The organism is Bacillus sp. JFL15 (genome assembly GCF_001184225.1).
GTDB classification, from domain to species: Bacteria; Bacillota; Bacilli; order Bacillales; family Bacillaceae; genus Bacillus; species Bacillus siamensis.
In genome coordinates this window covers 1,775,289-1,791,607 of the sequence record NZ_KQ236689.1, presented here as the reverse complement: position 1 = coordinate 1,791,607, position 16,319 = coordinate 1,775,289, and the positions used below count along the sequence as shown (strand labels likewise).

The 16,319-nt window shown below is 45.5% G+C and carries 14 protein-coding genes, 2 tRNA genes and 1 pseudogene; 4 read left to right on the top strand and 13 right to left on the bottom strand.

Going from position 1 to position 16,319, the window contains the following annotated elements; genetic code table 11:
- Positions 1-35: 35 nt before the first annotated feature.
- A complete protein-coding gene (locus AD710_RS09070) occupies positions 36-1,421 on the bottom strand; it encodes an amino acid permease (RefSeq protein ID WP_049627808.1) in 1,386 nt (461 codons plus the stop codon).
- A 421-nt stretch (positions 1,422-1,842) separates the two neighbouring features.
- Positions 1,843-2,274, bottom strand: a complete 432-nt coding sequence (locus AD710_RS09065; protein ID WP_049627807.1) for a MarR family winged helix-turn-helix transcriptional regulator — start codon at positions 2,272-2,274, stop codon at positions 1,843-1,845.
- A 194-nt stretch (positions 2,275-2,468) separates the two neighbouring features.
- On the opposite strand from AD710_RS09065, the gene AD710_RS09060 reads away from it, so the two are divergent.
- The 3 genes from AD710_RS09060 (at position 2,469) to AD710_RS09050 (ending at position 4,490) form a co-directional block, all read left to right on the top strand.
- The gene (locus AD710_RS09060; RefSeq protein WP_049627806.1) at positions 2,469-2,873 is read left to right on the top strand and encodes a CidA/LrgA family holin-like protein; all 405 of its coding nucleotides are present in this window, start codon (positions 2,469-2,471) and stop codon (positions 2,871-2,873) included.
- Positions 2,843-3,535, top strand: coding sequence for an LrgB family protein (locus AD710_RS09055; protein ID WP_049627805.1), 693 nt, complete (start codon positions 2,843-2,845; stop codon positions 3,533-3,535). The genes AD710_RS09060 and AD710_RS09055 overlap by 31 nt, the downstream gene beginning before the upstream one ends.
- Positions 3,536-3,647: 112 nt before the next feature.
- On the top strand, positions 3,648-4,490 hold the full coding sequence (locus AD710_RS09050; protein ID WP_049627804.1) for an aldo/keto reductase: 843 nt from the start codon (positions 3,648-3,650) through the stop codon (positions 4,488-4,490).
- Positions 4,491-4,541: 51 nt separating this feature from the next.
- Here AD710_RS09050 and AD710_RS09045 read toward each other — a convergent pair whose 3' ends face one another.
- The gene (locus AD710_RS09045) at positions 4,542-5,708 is read right to left on the bottom strand and encodes a DUF4885 family protein (RefSeq protein WP_049627803.1); all 1,167 of its coding nucleotides are present in this window, start codon (positions 5,706-5,708) and stop codon (positions 4,542-4,544) included.
- Between the two features lie 133 nt (positions 5,709-5,841).
- On the opposite strand from AD710_RS09045, the pseudogene AD710_RS09040 reads away from it, so the two are divergent.
- Positions 5,842-6,682, top strand: a pseudogene (locus AD710_RS09040) (hypothetical protein).
- A 75-nt stretch (positions 6,683-6,757) separates the two neighbouring features.
- Here AD710_RS09040 and AD710_RS09035 read toward each other — a convergent pair.
- The 10 genes from AD710_RS09035 to AD710_RS08990 form a co-directional block, all read right to left on the bottom strand.
- A complete protein-coding gene (locus AD710_RS09035) occupies positions 6,758-7,420 on the bottom strand; it encodes an ABC-2 transporter permease (protein WP_049627802.1) in 663 nt (220 codons plus the stop codon).
- Complete coding sequence (locus tag AD710_RS09030; protein ID WP_049627801.1) at positions 7,398-8,270, bottom strand: ABC transporter ATP-binding protein; 873 nt, start codon at positions 8,268-8,270, stop codon at positions 7,398-7,400. The genes AD710_RS09035 and AD710_RS09030 overlap by 23 nt, the downstream gene beginning before the upstream one ends.
- Positions 8,271-8,690: 420 nt before the next feature.
- Positions 8,691-10,493 (bottom strand): glutamine--fructose-6-phosphate transaminase (isomerizing), encoded by a 1,803-nt coding sequence (gene glmS, locus AD710_RS09025; protein ID WP_045926342.1) that lies wholly within the window; start codon positions 10,491-10,493, stop codon positions 8,691-8,693.
- A gap of 431 nt (positions 10,494-10,924) precedes the next feature.
- A complete protein-coding gene (gene glmM, locus AD710_RS09020; protein WP_045926343.1) occupies positions 10,925-12,271 on the bottom strand; it encodes a phosphoglucosamine mutase in 1,347 nt (448 codons plus the stop codon).
- A 17-nt stretch (positions 12,272-12,288) separates the two neighbouring features.
- Positions 12,289-13,728, bottom strand: a complete 1,440-nt coding sequence (locus AD710_RS09015) for a CdaA regulatory protein CdaR (protein ID WP_047476073.1) — start codon at positions 13,726-13,728, stop codon at positions 12,289-12,291.
- Entirely contained in the window at positions 13,721-14,542 is an 822-nt protein-coding gene (gene cdaA, locus AD710_RS09010; RefSeq protein WP_003156763.1) for a diadenylate cyclase CdaA, read from the bottom strand. The genes AD710_RS09015 and cdaA overlap by 8 nt, the downstream gene beginning before the upstream one ends.
- A 174-nt stretch (positions 14,543-14,716) precedes the next feature.
- The gene (rsiW, locus tag AD710_RS09005) at positions 14,717-15,334 is read right to left on the bottom strand and encodes an anti-sigma-W factor RsiW (RefSeq protein WP_016936922.1); all 618 of its coding nucleotides are present in this window, start codon (positions 15,332-15,334) and stop codon (positions 14,717-14,719) included.
- Positions 15,335-15,347: 13 nt separating this feature from the next.
- Positions 15,348-15,911 (bottom strand): RNA polymerase sigma factor SigW, encoded by a 564-nt coding sequence (gene sigW / locus AD710_RS09000; protein ID WP_047476068.1) that lies wholly within the window; start codon positions 15,909-15,911, stop codon positions 15,348-15,350.
- Between the two features lie 228 nt (positions 15,912-16,139).
- Positions 16,140-16,211 (bottom strand) — tRNA-Gln (locus tag AD710_RS08995).
- A 4-nt stretch (positions 16,212-16,215) separates the two neighbouring features.
- Positions 16,216-16,300: transfer RNA gene (locus tag AD710_RS08990), tRNA-Tyr, on the bottom strand.
- Positions 16,301-16,319: the final 19 nt, after the last annotated feature.

The window sequence follows — 16,319 nt, the reverse complement described above, 5'->3', positions numbered from 1 at the left end:
AAAAGACACCCCTTTAGGAGAGGTGTCTTGTTGAGTTATACAGCGTCTTCTATTTTCGAGTCTTCATCAGACATGCGCTTGCCGATGCCGAACGCATAATAGCTGATCGTCACAATCGCCATAAAAATCACCCCGACGACCAAAGATATCCGCGTCTCTTTGTTAAACCACATGCCGGCCAATACCATGATTAAGAAAGCGATCGTCACATAGTTTGTAAACGGCGCAAAAGGCATTTTAAACGGGTGCTGATCAAGCTCAGCGCCCTTCGCCCGTCTGAAACCGAGATGGCTGATTAAGATAACAAACCACGGAATCATTCCAGGGAGCACACTCGCGCTGTAGACATAGACAAATATTTTCGGAGGCGCGATGTAGTTCAGCACGACACCGATCACAAGTCCGATTAATACTGCGAGCGTACCGAATATCGGCACACCGCTCGATGAAACTTTCTTAAAGAATTTCGGCGCCTGTCCGTTCACGCCCAACGTATAAAGCATGCGTCCCGCACTGAAAATCCCGCTGTTGCAGCCGGACATCGCAGCGGTAATCACAACAAAGTTAATCAAACCGGCTGCCGCCGTAATCCCGACTTTCGCAAATGTCGAAACAAACGGACTGCCGAGTGAGTGAAGCTCATTCCACGGATATACGGTAACGATTACGAAAATCGCACCGATGTAGAAAATCAAAATCCGCCAGATAATGCTCTGAATCGCGCTTCGCAGCGTTTTTTGCGGATCTTTCGCTTCCCCTGCCGTAATCCCGATCAGCTCAACCCCTTGATAAGCCGCAACGACCAAAGACAAAGCAAAGAAAAACCCGGAAAAACCATTTGTAAAGAAACCGCCGTGCGACCATAAATTAGATAATCCGATCGCATGACCCCCGTTGCCGAAACCGAAGAAAATAATGCCGATACCCGCAACAATCATCAGAATAATGGTGACGATTTTGATCATGGCAAACCAAAATTCAAACTCACCGAAAGATTTTACCGAAATCAAATTCGCCGCACCGAGAATGGCCATGGCGATAAGGCCGGGAATCCATGCCGGCAGATCAGGAAACCAATATTTCATATACGAACCGACGGCGATAATTTCAGACATCCCGACGATCACCCATTGAAACCAGTTGCTCCACGCCGTCATATAGCCGGCTAACGGATGTATATACTTATGGCCGAATGTCGCAAACGACCCTGTACTCGGCTCTACATAAAGCATTTCGCCCATCGCACGCATGATAAAAAAGATAAAGATACCCGAGATCGCATAAGCCAGCAGAACAGACGGCCCTGTCCATCCAATCGTGCTGGATGACCCCATGAATAAACCGACACCGATCGTGCCGCCCAGCGCAATCATCTGGATATGACGCGCGCCTAAGCCTCTTTTTAATTCCTTGTTTGCCACTTCGCTTCCTCCTCTTAACAGCTCTGATATATGTGAAATAATGAAGCAGAAGGCGCATCTGTTGAACCTAACTCAATCTTCATTTCCCGCAATATTAGAAATATTCTATCTTCCTATTGTTATATAGTCTCCAATTTCCTTATTCCATCATAATAAATTTTTGTGGAAAACACAATTGTTTTTTTCAGGTAAACACCATGCACCCTAGACCGAGAGACTAAAAATAAAGCGCTTTCATTTTATCGAATTAAGAATATTGAGATAATAATTACCACAGCTTCCGAGAAACAGTATTTCCCGGCAGAAAAGGTTCCACCTCCTATCCTATAAATGTTGCTAAGCAGAATGGCGTAAAGCCTTACTCTCTATCATTCTCCCTCTCATACGCCATCATCCTGCTTACCCCGGCAAAAATCATTCACTAATCGATAAATGCCTCATTCAGCCGCAGCAAAAGCCTGCCGAACATTTCTTTTTCCTCGCCGGACCAATCATCAAGCATGCGATGATACCGCTCAAGACGCATCCTTTTATCTGCTTTTAACCTCTGTTTGCCAAGCTTCGTAATCGCAAACAGACTGACCCGCCCGTCAGAAGGATCGGAGAAGCGCTGGATCAGCTCCTTCGTTTCCAAGGCCGCGGCCTGACGAGACAACGTAGATATATCCAGTTTAAAGGATTCGGCCAATTCCTTTACACGCGCCGGCCCGAATTCATCAAGCTGCCGTAATAACAAATACGCAGCTCTTTCCAGATTTCCGATTTTGCGGTCGGAGTTATCGAGATAAACAGCCCTCCTGATAAAAGTGGTGAGCTCATATTCAATTAATTCAATCGGATCTTGTTTTGACAAACGCCTCACTCCTTACATTGACAATAGCAACATTAGTTGTATAATACAAACATATGCACATTTACTCAGAAAACATATAGAAAGATTTTGCATACATATATTTGTATAGTACAAATATATGTGCCAAAAGTAAAGAAACTTATCGAAGCAACAAGAAAGGGGGAAGCTGCTCTTCTCCAAAGAACAGCATCGTTGTGAAAGTCATACGCATCATACTGCAAATCATTATTTTATTCGCATTTTCCTTTATCGGGGGAGCCGTTCAGCAGGTCTTTCACCTGCCCATTCCCGGCAGTATCATCGGTTTAATCCTGCTCATTATATGTTTATCGGTTAAGATCATTCCCGCCAAAATGATTGAAGACGGAGCCGGATTTTTGCTGTCTTTTCTTCCGCTGCTATTCATTCCGGCCATGACGGGCGTCATCAATTATCCGTCACTGTTTTCCGCCAGCGGGGCGGCCCTGTTTTTAATCGTCGTGCTGAGCACCATCGTCACAATGATCGCCGCAGGGTACGCGAGCCAGCTGTTAGAGCATAAAGCCAATCAGAGAAAGGAGAAAAAGAAGTGCAGCAAGCATGTATCGCAATCCTTATAATTTTGTTCACGGCCGCCGCCTATCTGGCCATGGTGAAATTATATGTGCGCTTTCCATATCCCTTTCTCATACCCGTGTTGACGACTACGATTTTCATTATTGCCGTGCTGCTTGTTTTTCATATTCCGTATAAAGAGTATATGATCGGCGGACAATGGATCAATTCACTGCTCGGCCCCGCCGTGGTGGCTTTGGCATACCCGCTTTATAAGCAGCACCGGATGTTAATCAAGTATATGTTTCCGATTATCGGCGGCGTATTGGCCGGTTTATTCTCCGGAATGGTCAGCGGCCTGTTATTTGCAGAGCTGTTCGGCATCAGCCGGAGTTTGATTTTGTCTATCATCCCAAAATCAATCACGACTCCCGTCGCCATTCAGATCGCGTCCGGTATCGGCGGTGTCCCTTCCATGACAGTCGTGTTCGTCATGATCGCAGGGTTTTCCGGTGTCATCTTAGGGCCGCTGCTTCTCAAGTGGATCCGCATCCGCAGCTCACTCGGGAAAGGAATTGCATTCGGGAGCGCCTCCCATGCGCTTGGCACCTCAAAAGCAATGGAATACGGAGAATTAACGGTCTCCATGAGTTCTGTCTCCATGACGCTCTGCGCCGTGTTAGGATCGGTCTTCGGACCTGTCGTAGCATGGATGTTTCAAATTTAAAGCTGGCGGTTCTCCGTCAGCTTTTTTATATGCAGATTATCTCATTTTCTTCCAATATTGATGTTTCATTTGTAAGAAGAATGGTAAAGTAGAAAACAAGGAGGGATTTAAGATGACTGCAGCAATTCCGCAAAAGAAACTGCTGGATGGGACAAGCATTCCCGCGATCGGCTTCGGTACATACGCTCTTCATGGAAACAACGGCGTTCATGCCGTTACCAGCGCCATTGATATCGGCTATCGTCTGATTGACACCGCTTATAACTATGAAAATGAAGGGGCGGTCGGAGAAGCCATCAAGAGAAGCTCTGTTCCGAGAGAACAGCTATACGTGACGTCCAAGCTGCCCGGGCGCTACCATGACTATAACAAAGCTGTACAAACCATCCAAGAATCTTTATACCGCGCCGGTCTGGATTACTATGACCTGTATCTCGTCCATTGGCCGAATCCGCAACAAGACCGCTACACAGAAGCGTGGCAGGCACTGATTGATGCGAAAAAATGGGGCCTGATCCGCTCCATCGGCGTCTGCAATTTCCTGCCTGAGCATATCGAACGGCTCGAACGTGAAACCGGCGTAAAGCCAGGCATAAATCAAATTGAACTGCATCCCGCTTTTAATCAGCAGCAGCAGCGGCAATGGCATGAAGAACAGGGCATCGTGACAGAATCATGGAGTCCGTTAGCCCGCGCCGGTGAAGTATTGAACGATCAAAAACTCGGACAGATTGCGGACAAATACGATAAAACCATTTCTCAAGTCATTTTACGCTGGCATATCCAGCTGGGCGCCATCCCGATTCCAAAATCAGCATCCCCAGAGCGCCAGCTCGAAAACATCTCTGTTTTTGATTTCTCCCTTGATGAAAACGACATGAAACTTATCGATTCGCTTACCCGCCCGGATGGACGCATAAACGGCCAAGACCCGGCGGAGTATGAGGAGTTTTAAGCAAGCATATAAAGAAAGCTGACGGCATCATTCGTCAGCTTTTTTCTCATTTTATATTCGCACACCCAGCTCCCGTTTCCATTCAGAATGCCAATCCGTATCCCCAAATCCATATTGCCTGCTTTGGCCGGCATCACGCAGAGATCCGTCTTTGTATTCAATGGACAGCACCAAATCAGGAATGGCCTCATAACCCGTTCTCGCCAGCTTCGTAAGCGCCTGTCCGTAATGGGCAGCCGCTTCTTCCGCCGTATGTTTCAGCAAAGGATCGTGCTGCAGCGCTTCCTTATAAACCTCTAAAAGGTCGCGGCCGTCTTCTGTGACGAACTTCCCGTCCACAGTCTGCAAGTCTTTCAGATGATAGCCGGTCACCTCATACATTTCCCGAACGACTTGATATTTCTCATACGCTTCCGGCGTAAACTGCGAGGAGTCATCACTCCGGCTGCGAATGATGTGCGCAAACAGCTCTTTGCTGTTTTCCCCGGAGTTTAAGACAGCTTCGATCTGCTGAGTGAGCTCTTTATCGTCAGTCCCGCTCACTTTTAACAGATAATCAATCGGCGATATCGTAAATGTAAGATTCGCGCCCTCCGGAATCTGAATATGATTCCGATGAAAAAGCACACCGATTTGCTGATTGACCTGCCCTCTCTGAAACACCTTTTCGTTTTCTCCTTGAATTTCTCCATTGAGTGTTTCACCCAGAAACGCAGCATCACGGAAATCATAGCTTTGGGCTTTCCCCTTAAACAGCCATTCCGTTTCATTATGATAAGCGGCCTGACGCTCTGATTCGGATAAATCACTCCTGAAATAAGGTGAATCGGGACGCTGGTATTTGTCCTTAATAAAACGTAAAGGATCTGATTTTCGTTTATTGATTTCATTGATACGGCTGTATTTCTCATCAAGAATCCTGCTTGCAATATCACTCTCAGACTCATACGGATTATCAGCGGCTATTACCGTCTCATTCCCATTATCCGTAATCGTTTTCTGATTTGCGGATTGATATAAACGGGACAGGCTGCTCCCTTTCTCAGTGACACCGCTCCTTGAATAATTCACCTGGCTCAGATCGCGGGTCCCGCCTGATTGAATCAATAACCGGTCCGGCCTTTTTGCCGCATCTTTCGCATTTGTTTTGGAAGAATACTGCTGAAGCACTTGCTGAGCCATTATTTGATTTTTTATATAACGAGCGTTTAGGCGCATGTTTTTAACCTCCGCTTGAGATGATGTTCTAGTGTCTTTATCGGCTGTTTCCCAGTTGATTTTAACCTTAAATAACAAATATTTACATAAGAGTTGTTTTTATATATCATGAAGTAAAAAGGGGTATTTTTCCATTAAAAAGTATATATCTATTCTATTTGTCACTGCAATCGTATTATCAGGCGTATTGTTTGCACCTTCAGCCTCTGCGTTTCAAGTAAGTACTATTACAGGAAATCACTCATTTGAAACTGGAAATATAAAAATATTGATACAGCCGTATTGCCGAAAGGGGAAAAAGAATCGTACTTCACTTTCACTGCCAATAAGGGAGAAAGACTCTATGTCAGGAGCTCAACAAGAAGTGAATACAAGGGAATGAGCATTGAAATTTATAATAAAAATAAAGTGCTGGTCAGTAAAGGCACAGAAGTGATAAACCCTGATACGGTGCTTCCTTTTATCTATGCCATTACAGATGCGAAAGAAAATAACGAGACGTTCTACGTGAAAGTGTCCCGCGGCTCATACACTGACGATATATACTTTACACTCTCCATTTACAATCGAATCAAAGCCGGAAGCGAGACCTTCGCATTCAGCGGCACAGCTGAAATAAAGGAAATACAAGCCTCAGTCCGAACGGATCGGATTCAACCGTTCTCAGGCTCGACTTAACCAAACAGACAAGCATTCCAAAAGACGCCATAGTGAAAAGAATCAGCACCACCGCGACTCAAATACCAAGTCAAGGAAACACAAAACACAGCATAATGTCTGAAGAAAATAAAGTGTGGCACCGCGCACTCACAAACAGCTCCACTCAAGGAAATTACGGTATCACACTGGATGATAACCTCTCAGTCTCAAGCATCTGGAATTTTAAATACAACACACTTGCAACAGCTAGATCGACTATGAAAAATGTGAAATTGAAGATTGATTATGAGTACGATGTGACATCACAGTATTAATGAGAAGAACAGCCGCCCATTATGCGGGCGGCTTTCTCCTTGGGTTTAGGTTAATTTATGAGCCCGTTCCATGCCTTATCCTGTTGTAAATTCTTTTTTATGATAGATAGCTGCGGCAATGAAAAATGAAATGAGATATAACATAACGCCGATCATGAGATATATAATCGAGACATATAAAGAAGGATTTATGTGCAAAAATGACGGCGATAATTGTTTTGCTACATAACCAACGACACTTTGCAATCCAAAGGTAGCAAAAAGTCCCCCCATTGCACCTCCAATTACAATAGCATCAGACTTTTCCGGGCCTATCATGTAGAGAAGAGGATAAACGATTGCACCGGCAAAGAGAACGATGAACGTTCCAAAAGAGACAATATTCAATATGCCGACAATTTGTTCATCAGAACCCAGGCTGTATACAAAGAAAACGCCATAAGATATTACAGCTCCGATCACAACAACCAAAAGATAGAAGACATAGTGGCTTTGAACAATATTTGTTCTGCTGACCGGTAAAGTCAGCACATACTTGTCATAGCCAGACTTACTCTCATACTTTATAACCTCAAGTGCGGGCATGACGACAAACAAAATAATCAGCATAGCAACAAAACGATGCATTGAAGCGTCTCCAAAATAAAAGATGACTGCTGATATCAATATGGCCAACCCCGTGTATGCAAAGAAACTTCGATAAACTAAGTAATAGTTAGTCAATAACAGACCTCTCATGTTTTTCACTCCTCGTTAAAAAGACACTGATTTCTTCTATTGAAATGGTTTTGGCCGTTACGCCATTCGGCAATTTCTGTCGATCCGATACAAGCACACTCCAAAAAGATCCAAGGTTCCTTTTTGCAAGAACGATATCTTCGTTGAGCTCAGCCAATTGCCCTTCATCAACATCTATAACAGTATAGCTTGCAAGAACCTTATCTTTCTCTTCATTTAATAAAATTTCGCCATCTTTCATAATAATGATATGGCTTGCTATCTTCTCAACATCAGACATAATATGTGATGAAAGTAAAATACCGCCGTTGCATTTACTCACAAAGCTTTTTAATTCATTTAACAGATCATCTCTTGAAGAGGGATCAAGCCCTCCCGTTGCTTCATCCAAGATTAATAATTTTGCGTTATGCGACAAAGCAACAGCTACGGATAACTTCATTGACATGCCGCGTGAGAGTGTATTTACTTTTTTGTCCATAGGTAAAGAGAAAGATTGAACCAACCGATAAAAATTGTCTTGGTCCCAAGCACCGAATAGTTTTTTAAATACATGATTCAGCTGCTTTATCGTAAGATGTGCGGGCAGATTCATCGCATCAAATGCGGCCCCTATATCTTCTTTGAACTTTATATGTTTATCCAGATTCTCCTCACCAAAGATTTTCACTTTTCCTCTATCTTGAGAGATTAACCCTAATATCGTTTTAAATGTTGTTGATTTGCCTGCGCCGTTATCACCGATAAAACCGACAATGGACCCGGCAGGTACATTGAATGTGACATCTTTTAAAACAGCTTTATGACCAAAAGATTTGCTGAGGTTTCTGACTTCTAAAAGGTTTGACATCATACCACTCCTATCACTGTTGTCAGGACTTTTTCAAGAATTGAACCGGATTATTGCAAAAATATTGTGATTTTTATATCTAGTCGAGGAATTCCATAATGAAGCCGGAGTCGGCAAAACAAAAAAAATTTTAAAGTCTTAAGCATAATGTGGAAGTGCAATCGATTGATTACGTTTATATAATGGATATTCATGATGAAAAATTGCTGGAGGTGATTACTTTCCGATGAGACATACACAAAAATGATTTACTAATGATTACATTTATGGATGTTAACCGGAATGCAACTCGTATTATAAAGCAGGTGTTATTCCTTTTCAATATATAAACGGGGATTTCTTTACAATCGCAAAGAGTAGGGTTTTCTCATTTCCGCATTAAAAAACCCCTCTGGCTAATAACCAAAGGGGTTAAATATATTATTCCACAGTCACACTCTTCGCAAGGTTGCGCGGTTTATCAACGTCACAGCCGCGGTGCAGTGCAGCGTAGTAAGCGATCAGCTGCAATGGCACAACAGAAACCAGCGGAGCAAGCGCAGGGTTGACTTCCGGCAGGATGAATCTGTCGTCTGCGTCATCTAAGCCTTTCAGCGAGATGATGCAAGTGTTGGCGCCGCGGGCTGCGACTTCCTTCACGTTTCCGCGGATGCTCAGGTTTACGTGTTCTTGTGTCGCCAGTGCAAAGACAGGTGTCCCTTCTTCGATCAGGGCGATTGTTCCGTGCTTCAGCTCGCCGCCGGCGAAGCCTTCTGCCTGGATGTAAGAAATCTCTTTCAGCTTCAGGGCGCCTTCGACACATACGAAGTAGTCGAGGCCGCGGCCGATGAAGAAAGCGTTTCTTGAAACAGTCAGGTACTCACGCGCAATCATTTCCATTTCGTCCTTCTGGTCGCAGAGGGCTTCCATGGCATTTGCCGCGATACCTAATTCTTTGACTAAATCAAAGCCGATATCAACGCCGTTGCGTTCTGCCGCAACTGATGCAAGGATCGCAAGCACGGCAATCTGAGCCGTATACGCTTTTGTTGATGCAACCGCGATCTCAGGACCTGCATGCAGAAGCAATGTGTAATCCGCTTCACGGGAAAGCGTGGATCCCGGAACGTTTGTAATTGTCAGCGCTTTGTGGCCCAGCGCTTTGACTTGAACAAGCACGGCGCGGCTGTCCGCTGTTTCTCCGCTTTGAGAAAGGAAGATAAAGAGCGGTTTCTTAGACAGAAGCGGCATGTTGTAAGAGAATTCACTCGCTACATGCACTTCAACCGGGACGTTTGCCCACATTTCAATATATTGTTTCCCGACAAGACCGGCATGGTAGCTCGTTCCGCAAGCCACGATATAAATGCGGTCCGCTTCCGCCACGGCGTCAGCGACATCGCCGGCCACAGCCAGTCTGCCATTTTCGTCTTGATACGTTTGGATGATTTTGCGCATAACAAGCGGCTGCTCATCCGTTTCTTTTAACATGTAGTGAGGGTATGTGCCTTTTTCGATATCACTGGCGTCAAGCTCAGCGATATAAGACGCACGTGTCATGACTTCACCGTCAAGGTTTTTAATCACGGTTTCGTCTTTTGTCACGATCACCATTTCTTTATCCAAAAGCTCAACGTATTCATTCGTTACTTGAAGCATAGCCATCGCGTCAGATGCCACGACGTTAAACGTATCTCCAAGACCGATTAACAGAGGGCTTTTGTTTTTTGCAACGAAAATGGTGTCTGTGTTTTCGCCGTCAAATAATGCAATCGCGTAAGAGCCTTTTAACAGAGTGAGTGTTTTTCGGAACGCTTCTTCTGTATTAAGACCTCCCGCCACAAATTGCTCGATCATTTGAACGATTACTTCAGTGTCCGTGTCGCTTTTCAGTTCAACGTGTTCAAGATATTCGCGCTTCAGCTGAACATAGTTCTCGATCACACCGTTGTGAACAAGTGTAAAGCGGCCGAGTGCGCTTTGATGCGGGTGAGCGTTCAGGAAGCTTGGTTCGCCGTGAGTCGCCCAGCGTGTATGGCCGATTCCCGCTTGAGATTCAACCGCGGGATCCACCACTTCACGAAGGTCGGCGATGCGGCCTTTCTCTTTGTACACATGCACGCCCTGCTCGTTCGCCACCGCGATACCGGCAGAGTCATAGCCGCGGTACTCAAGCTTCTCTAATCCTTTTAACAAAATCTCTTTCGCATCAAGCTGACCGATATAACCTACAATTCCACACATTTTTTCTTCCTCCTAAAGGTGTAAAAGGAGACGAAGAAAGCCGAATTACAAGGGGACTTTCAATCGTCCCCTCCCACATGTTTTTTTGGAAGATCATGTGATTTCCCTTTGTTCGGAGAGTCGCCCCTCCGGTTTGAAGAAATCCTTACGGCTGTGATCTAAATGAATCAGCCGGGAGGCATCCGCCGAAAATTCGATAACCTCCATCCTCGTCAACTAAGCCGTTTTTCGGGCGCTTAGTTCGGGCGCTGTAATTATAAAAGATGCAAACAATTCCGCCTTCCCTGCAAGTGAAAAACAAAGGCCGAACAAGCTTGATTTTACAGCATGTGCCAAGGACGGTCAATTATTTTTTGCCGCCCCGGCATCATGTTTACTATCATATTATGCTGATCGCACTTGTCTTGTTCGCTCTCTGTTTATAAACTTCGCTACTCCGCTCCCATTTCTGTCCGCACGACATCCACGATTTTTGTGACATATTCGTCACAAAGCTCTTTTGTTCTCGCTTCAGCCATCACGCGGACGAGCGGCTCGGTGCCTGACGGACGCACTAATATCCGGCCGTCTCCGTTCATTTCTTTTTCCACTTCAGAAATAACGGCCTTCACCTTAGCGTTTTCTTCCACCTTATATTTATCCGTCACTTTCACATTTACTAAAAGCTGCGGGAATTTTTTCATTTCAGCCGCAAGCTCTGAAAGGGTTTTGCCGGACGCCTTCAGCGTATTCACAAGCATGATCGCGGACAAGAGACCGTCACCGGTAGTGTTGTAATCAAGGAAAATAAGGTGCCCTGACTGCTCGCCGCCGACATTATAGCCGTCTTTTTTCATCGCTTCTACGACATAGCGGTCTCCGACTGCCGTTTGAACGCTTTTGATTTCTTCTTTTTCAAGCGCTTTGTAGAAACCGAGATTGCTCATCACGGTTGATACGACGGTATCATCTTTGAGACGGCCCTCTGATTTCAAATACTTCGCGCATATGTACATGATCTGATCGCCGTCGACAATGTTTCCTTTTTCATCAACGGCAATGAGGCGGTCGCCGTCGCCGTCAAATGCAAGGCCGATGTCGGCGTTTTTTTCTTTGACGAAAGCACTCAGCGCTTCCGGATGTGTAGAACCGACGCCGTCATTAATATTTAATCCGTTCGGAGACGTTCCCATTGTAGACACGTCAGCATCAAGATCGGCAAAAAGGTGAGTGGCAATGGAAGATGTCGCACCATGGGCGCAGTCAAGCGCTACATGAATGCCCGTGAAATCTTCGTCCGCCGTCTGCTTTAAAAATTGCAGATATTTTTGAACACCTTCGAAATAATCGTTCACAAGCCCGAGGTCCGCGCCTGTCGGTCTCGGCAGCTTATCTTCCGGTTCATCCATGAGACGTTCAATCTCGTCCTCCTGCTCATCGGAAAGCTTAAAGCCGTCTCCTCCGAAAAATTTAATTCCGTTATCCTGTACGGGATTGTGAGAAGCGGAAATCATGACGCCCGCCTCAGCATCCATGGCTTTCGTTAAATAGGATACCCCCGGTGTAGAAATGACGCCGAGGCGCATCACTTCAGCTCCGATCGATAAAAGTCCGGCGACAAGGGCTCCCTCCAGCATATGTCCGGAGATGCGTGTATCACGGCCGATCAGCACTTTCGGGCGCTGTTTATCTTTGGTCAGGACATAACCGCCAAAACGCCCCACTTTAAAGGCCAGCTCTGGCGTAAGCTCGCTGTTGGCAACACCTCTTACACCATCTGTTCCAAAATACTTGCCCATTTTGTATCGCTCCTTTTTCATTCTGTTGAAGATGAATCAGCGCTTGATCCGCCTTCATCCTGGTCTTGATTTTGATCCTGGTTCTGACTTTTATTCTGATCGCTGTCAGTGTCTTCTTCCCGGTTCTTGTTCTTGTCTTTATCTGCGTCTCCGCTTGTTCCGTCCTTATTGCCGGAATCGGCGGAGCTGCCGTTATTTTTATTTGAACTTGTGTTTTTCTTAGAAGTCAGCTTGATTTTAGCCGTGTCTTTGGACAGGGACCATGTGATGTTTTGCGGTCCGTTTACTGCAAGCTTTACAGAATGCTCTCCGTCATCTAAGTCTGAGACATTGGCGTACAGTTCAATGTCCGACTTTTTCAGCGCTTTAATGTTGGCCGGAGAGCCTTTGGCCGTAATATTTATCGCCCGCGATTCAGGGTCGAGAAACTCAATCTGCTGCGAGCCTCCCAATCCGACCGTCTTAATTGCGACATTGTCAAAATCCTTTTTGTCTTCACTGTCCACCTTAACATGAAGCGTAATTTTCCCCGGCGACACCTTTGTCACACCCTTAGGAAGCGGGATGTCGGCATCTATATCCGTATCTTTATCAATTTTGCCTAAATCAAGAGATACGCCATCGATAAACTCAAGTGAATCCAGCACGTCCTGCGGGCCGTAAACCGTCACCTCACTCGGGTTCGAGTCAATGCTTGCAATGCTCACCCCGTCAGGAAGACTTCCCTTCCTTTCGATTTTGAAAGGGAGCTTTTTGCTCGGACTGGCCACGGGAACCGTCACTTTAATGACTGACGGTTCAACATCAACAGGAAGTGCGTTGCCGTCTTTGTCGTAAACGGTCACCTTCACTTCCTTATCAATGGTTTCATTTGCATTTTCAAGGTTCACGGATGCTTTGACAAGCGAAATGTTGTCAATCACATTTTTCGAACCCGTAATCTGTACATTTTTCGGGCTGATAATCGGCTGCTGGGGCGTATACCCCTTTTTCATTTTGCTTTTATTGTAGTATTCAACTTCAACCGGAAAACTCTCAGCCGTTTTTTCCTGAATCGTAACCGTCGTGACTGACGGGTTAATGGATATCGTCAGTCCGTCCGATACATTTTTCGCCTTCAATTCGACCTTATGAGTCCCGGTCTTCAGCTTATTCATATCGGCGTATATCTCAAAATTCTTCGTCTGTCTCGCCTTTTTCACTGCGCTTGTCGATCCTTTAATCGTGACATTTACGGTCTGAGGCACGCCGGTGACCACGTAATTCGCTTCATCATAGTATGCTTTTACAGGAATATCAGTAAGCGTAGCCTCGTCAGTCGTTGATGTCGGAAAAAAGGATTCCCCCGGCTTTTTCGGAGTCGGCGCCTGGTTGTTGTTAACCGCAACATAAAGCAGGAGCGCAAAGAGCAATGCAATGATCTTTACAGCCCAGCGGTTGTTTAAGAATTTATCCATTTTTCTTGCCCCTCCAGTACCAGCGGTTAGAAGAAGTATCTCTGGCGTTTTTCTTAAACTCGGCTTCAAGCATTTCTTTCAGTGCTTCTTCCGTCAATTCTCTGTGAAGGTCTCCGTTTTTGGCCACGCTGATGGCGCCCGTCTCTTCAGATACGATAATGGTTAAGCTGTCCGTCACTTCACTGATGCCGACAGCAGCTCTGTGCCGCGTCCCCAGCTCCTTTGAAATAAACGGGCTTTCAGAAAGCGGCAGATAACAGGCAGCCGCCGCGATCTCGTTATTTTTCATAATGACCGCTCCATCGTGCAGCGGCGTATTCGGAATGAAGATATTAATCAAAAGCTCCGAGCTGACCTGCGCATTAAGCGGGATGCCCGTCTCAATATAATCGCCCATTCCCGTGTCGCGCTCAATGGCGATGAGGGCGCCGATGCGGCGTTTCGCCATGTAGCTGATTGATTTTGTAATCGCTTCAATTGTCTTATGCTGCGCTTCCTCCACGGGGGTGCCGCTCCTTGAAAAGAACCGGCCCCGTCCGAGCTGTTCAAGCGCCCGTCTCAGCTCAGGCTGGAATATAATAATGATCGCTAAAAATCCCCATGTTATCGCTTGGTCCATCAGCCACTGAAGCGTACTGAGTCCCAAATATGAACTGGCCATCCGGACCAACACGATGACGACGATTCCTTTCAAAAGCTGAACCGCCTTCGTTCCGCGTATGACCATGATTAATTTATATATCACATACCAAACAAGGAGAATATCAACGGCATTGCCGAGGTATTGCAAAAATGGGATGTCCTCAAAAGCCATTTCCTCGTCCTCCAAGAATTCAGTCATTTCGTTTTTTGTTATGAATTGTGCTGCATGAGCAATATGTACATCATATAGCGTGCTCATTATACCACATTTTGATTTATCAAGTGAAATCAGCCAGCGCGGCGCGGCGTAAAAAAAGAGTAAAGCGATTATACGCTTTACTCATCTTCAATCGGAGTCTAAAGCACTCACGACGCCCTGACCCGCTGTTTTCAGTTCGTACCAGACCCAGTCAAACAATTCGTTAATTTCTTCAATCTGCCCGGTGACTTGTCCGGCTGAGGCCATGTATTTTTCTCCGTTAACCACGGTCACGTTGCCGTCGACTTTCCCTTTAATGACCAGCTTGCCGTTTTTTACTGTGACATCGCCCTTTACGGTCTCGCCTTCAGGGACGGTGACCGTGTGATTCTGCACGACAAGGTTCGGCTGCTTTGACACACTGAAATTGTGGTCGTTATGCCAGCTGTTGAAAAAACCGCCGCCCATTAAAATCACAAAAACCGCCGCGGCTGCAATTATCGGATGAGTTTTGATCCATCGTTTTACAGAAGCGCGTTTTTTCTCTTTTGGAAGATTCGCCATAACTTTGGCAGTAAAATCAGCAGGGGCTGTGACATGCGATGTGCTCCGGACGAGCGCTACGGATTTCTCCATTTCATGAAAATGCCGTTTGCAATTCCCGCATGACCGCAAATGTTGTTTTAATACGTCTTCATCTTCAGGAAGAATATCTCCATCAAGATGCTTATGCATAAGCTGCACGATCTGTTCAGGACAGCTCATTTCATCACCCCACTTAAAGATCCCTTAATTGTTTTCTAAGAGCCTCTCTGCCTCTGTGTATCCTTGTCTTGACGGTGCCGACAGGGATATTCAGAATCTCCCCGATTTCAATTAAAGAGAGTTCATCAATATACTTTAATACAATAACTGTTCTGTACTTGTCAGGCAGCTTTAAAATCTTTTTCTGAATTGTGTCCGACAGCTCCAATGACAACACGGCGTCTTCAGGGAGAACCCCGTCCGCGGCGATCTGCGAATACATCGTCAGCCCCTCTGCGCCCGCCACTTCTGCGTCCAGATAATAATCAGGCTTTTTCTTGCGGATGCGGTCAATGGTCAGGTTGGTCGCGATTCTGTAAAGCCACGTTGAAAACTTTCTGTTGATGTCGAAGCTCTCGATATTGACATACGCTCTGATGAAAGCTTCCTGCGCAATATCTTCCGCTTCGTGGACATTGCCGAGCATGCGGTAGCAAAGCTGGTAAATCTTATCTTTATAAAGGTCAACGATTTCCGCAAACGCATTTTGATCGCCTTTTTTGACTTGCTTGATTCTTTTTTTAATCAGGTTTTCCATGTTTTATCTTACCTCTGCCCTTCACCGGTCTGTATCTATACGTTGATTGTTTTAAAAGGTTTCATTTTTTTATTACATTTATTTTACCAAATTTCAGGCAGGGTGTAGATGGAAAATACAGAATATAATGCCTTAACAGCAGCTTAAAAATAGTATATCTGATGAACAATCAGAAATCGAGACGAAATACAAATAAAAAAAGACACCTTACGCAAAAGGTGTCTGAGACTGGGCTAGCTGGATTCGAACCAACGCATGACGGAGTCAAAGTCCGTTGCCTTACCGCTTGGCTATAGCCCAAAAATGGTGGAGGGGGGCAGATTCGAACTGCCGAACCCTGAGGGAGCGGATTTACAGTCCGCCGCGTTTAGCCACTTCGCTACCCCTCCGTATTTTGTTGAAAAACAG

Bases quoted from the DNA above. Each gene is read 5' to 3' on its own strand.
- AD710_RS09050 (WP_049627804.1), top strand. From the start codon at position 3,648: ATGACTGCAGCAATTCCGCAAAAGAAACTGCTGGATGGGACAAGCATT.
- AD710_RS09045 (WP_049627803.1), bottom strand. From the start codon at position 5,708: ATGCGCCTAAACGCTCGTTATATAAAAAATCAAATAATGGCTCAGCAA.
- AD710_RS09035 (WP_049627802.1), bottom strand. From the start codon at position 7,420: ATGAGAGGTCTGTTATTGACTAACTATTACTTAGTTTATCGAAGTTTC.
- AD710_RS09030 (WP_049627801.1), bottom strand. From the start codon at position 8,270: ATGTCAAACCTTTTAGAAGTCAGAAACCTCAGCAAATCTTTTGGTCAT.
- glmS (WP_045926342.1), bottom strand. From the start codon at position 10,493: ATGTGTGGAATTGTAGGTTATATCGGTCAGCTTGATGCGAAAGAGATT.
- glmM (WP_045926343.1), bottom strand. From the start codon at position 12,271: ATGGGCAAGTATTTTGGAACAGATGGTGTAAGAGGTGTTGCCAACAGC.
- AD710_RS09015 (WP_047476073.1), bottom strand. From the start codon at position 13,728: ATGGATAAATTCTTAAACAACCGCTGGGCTGTAAAGATCATTGCATTG.
- cdaA (WP_003156763.1), bottom strand. From the start codon at position 14,542: ATGGCTTTTGAGGACATCCCATTTTTGCAATACCTCGGCAATGCCGTT.
- rsiW (WP_016936922.1), bottom strand. From the start codon at position 15,334: ATGAGCTGTCCTGAACAGATCGTGCAGCTTATGCATAAGCATCTTGAT.
- sigW (WP_047476068.1), bottom strand. From the start codon at position 15,911: ATGGAAAACCTGATTAAAAAAAGAATCAAGCAAGTCAAAAAAGGCGAT.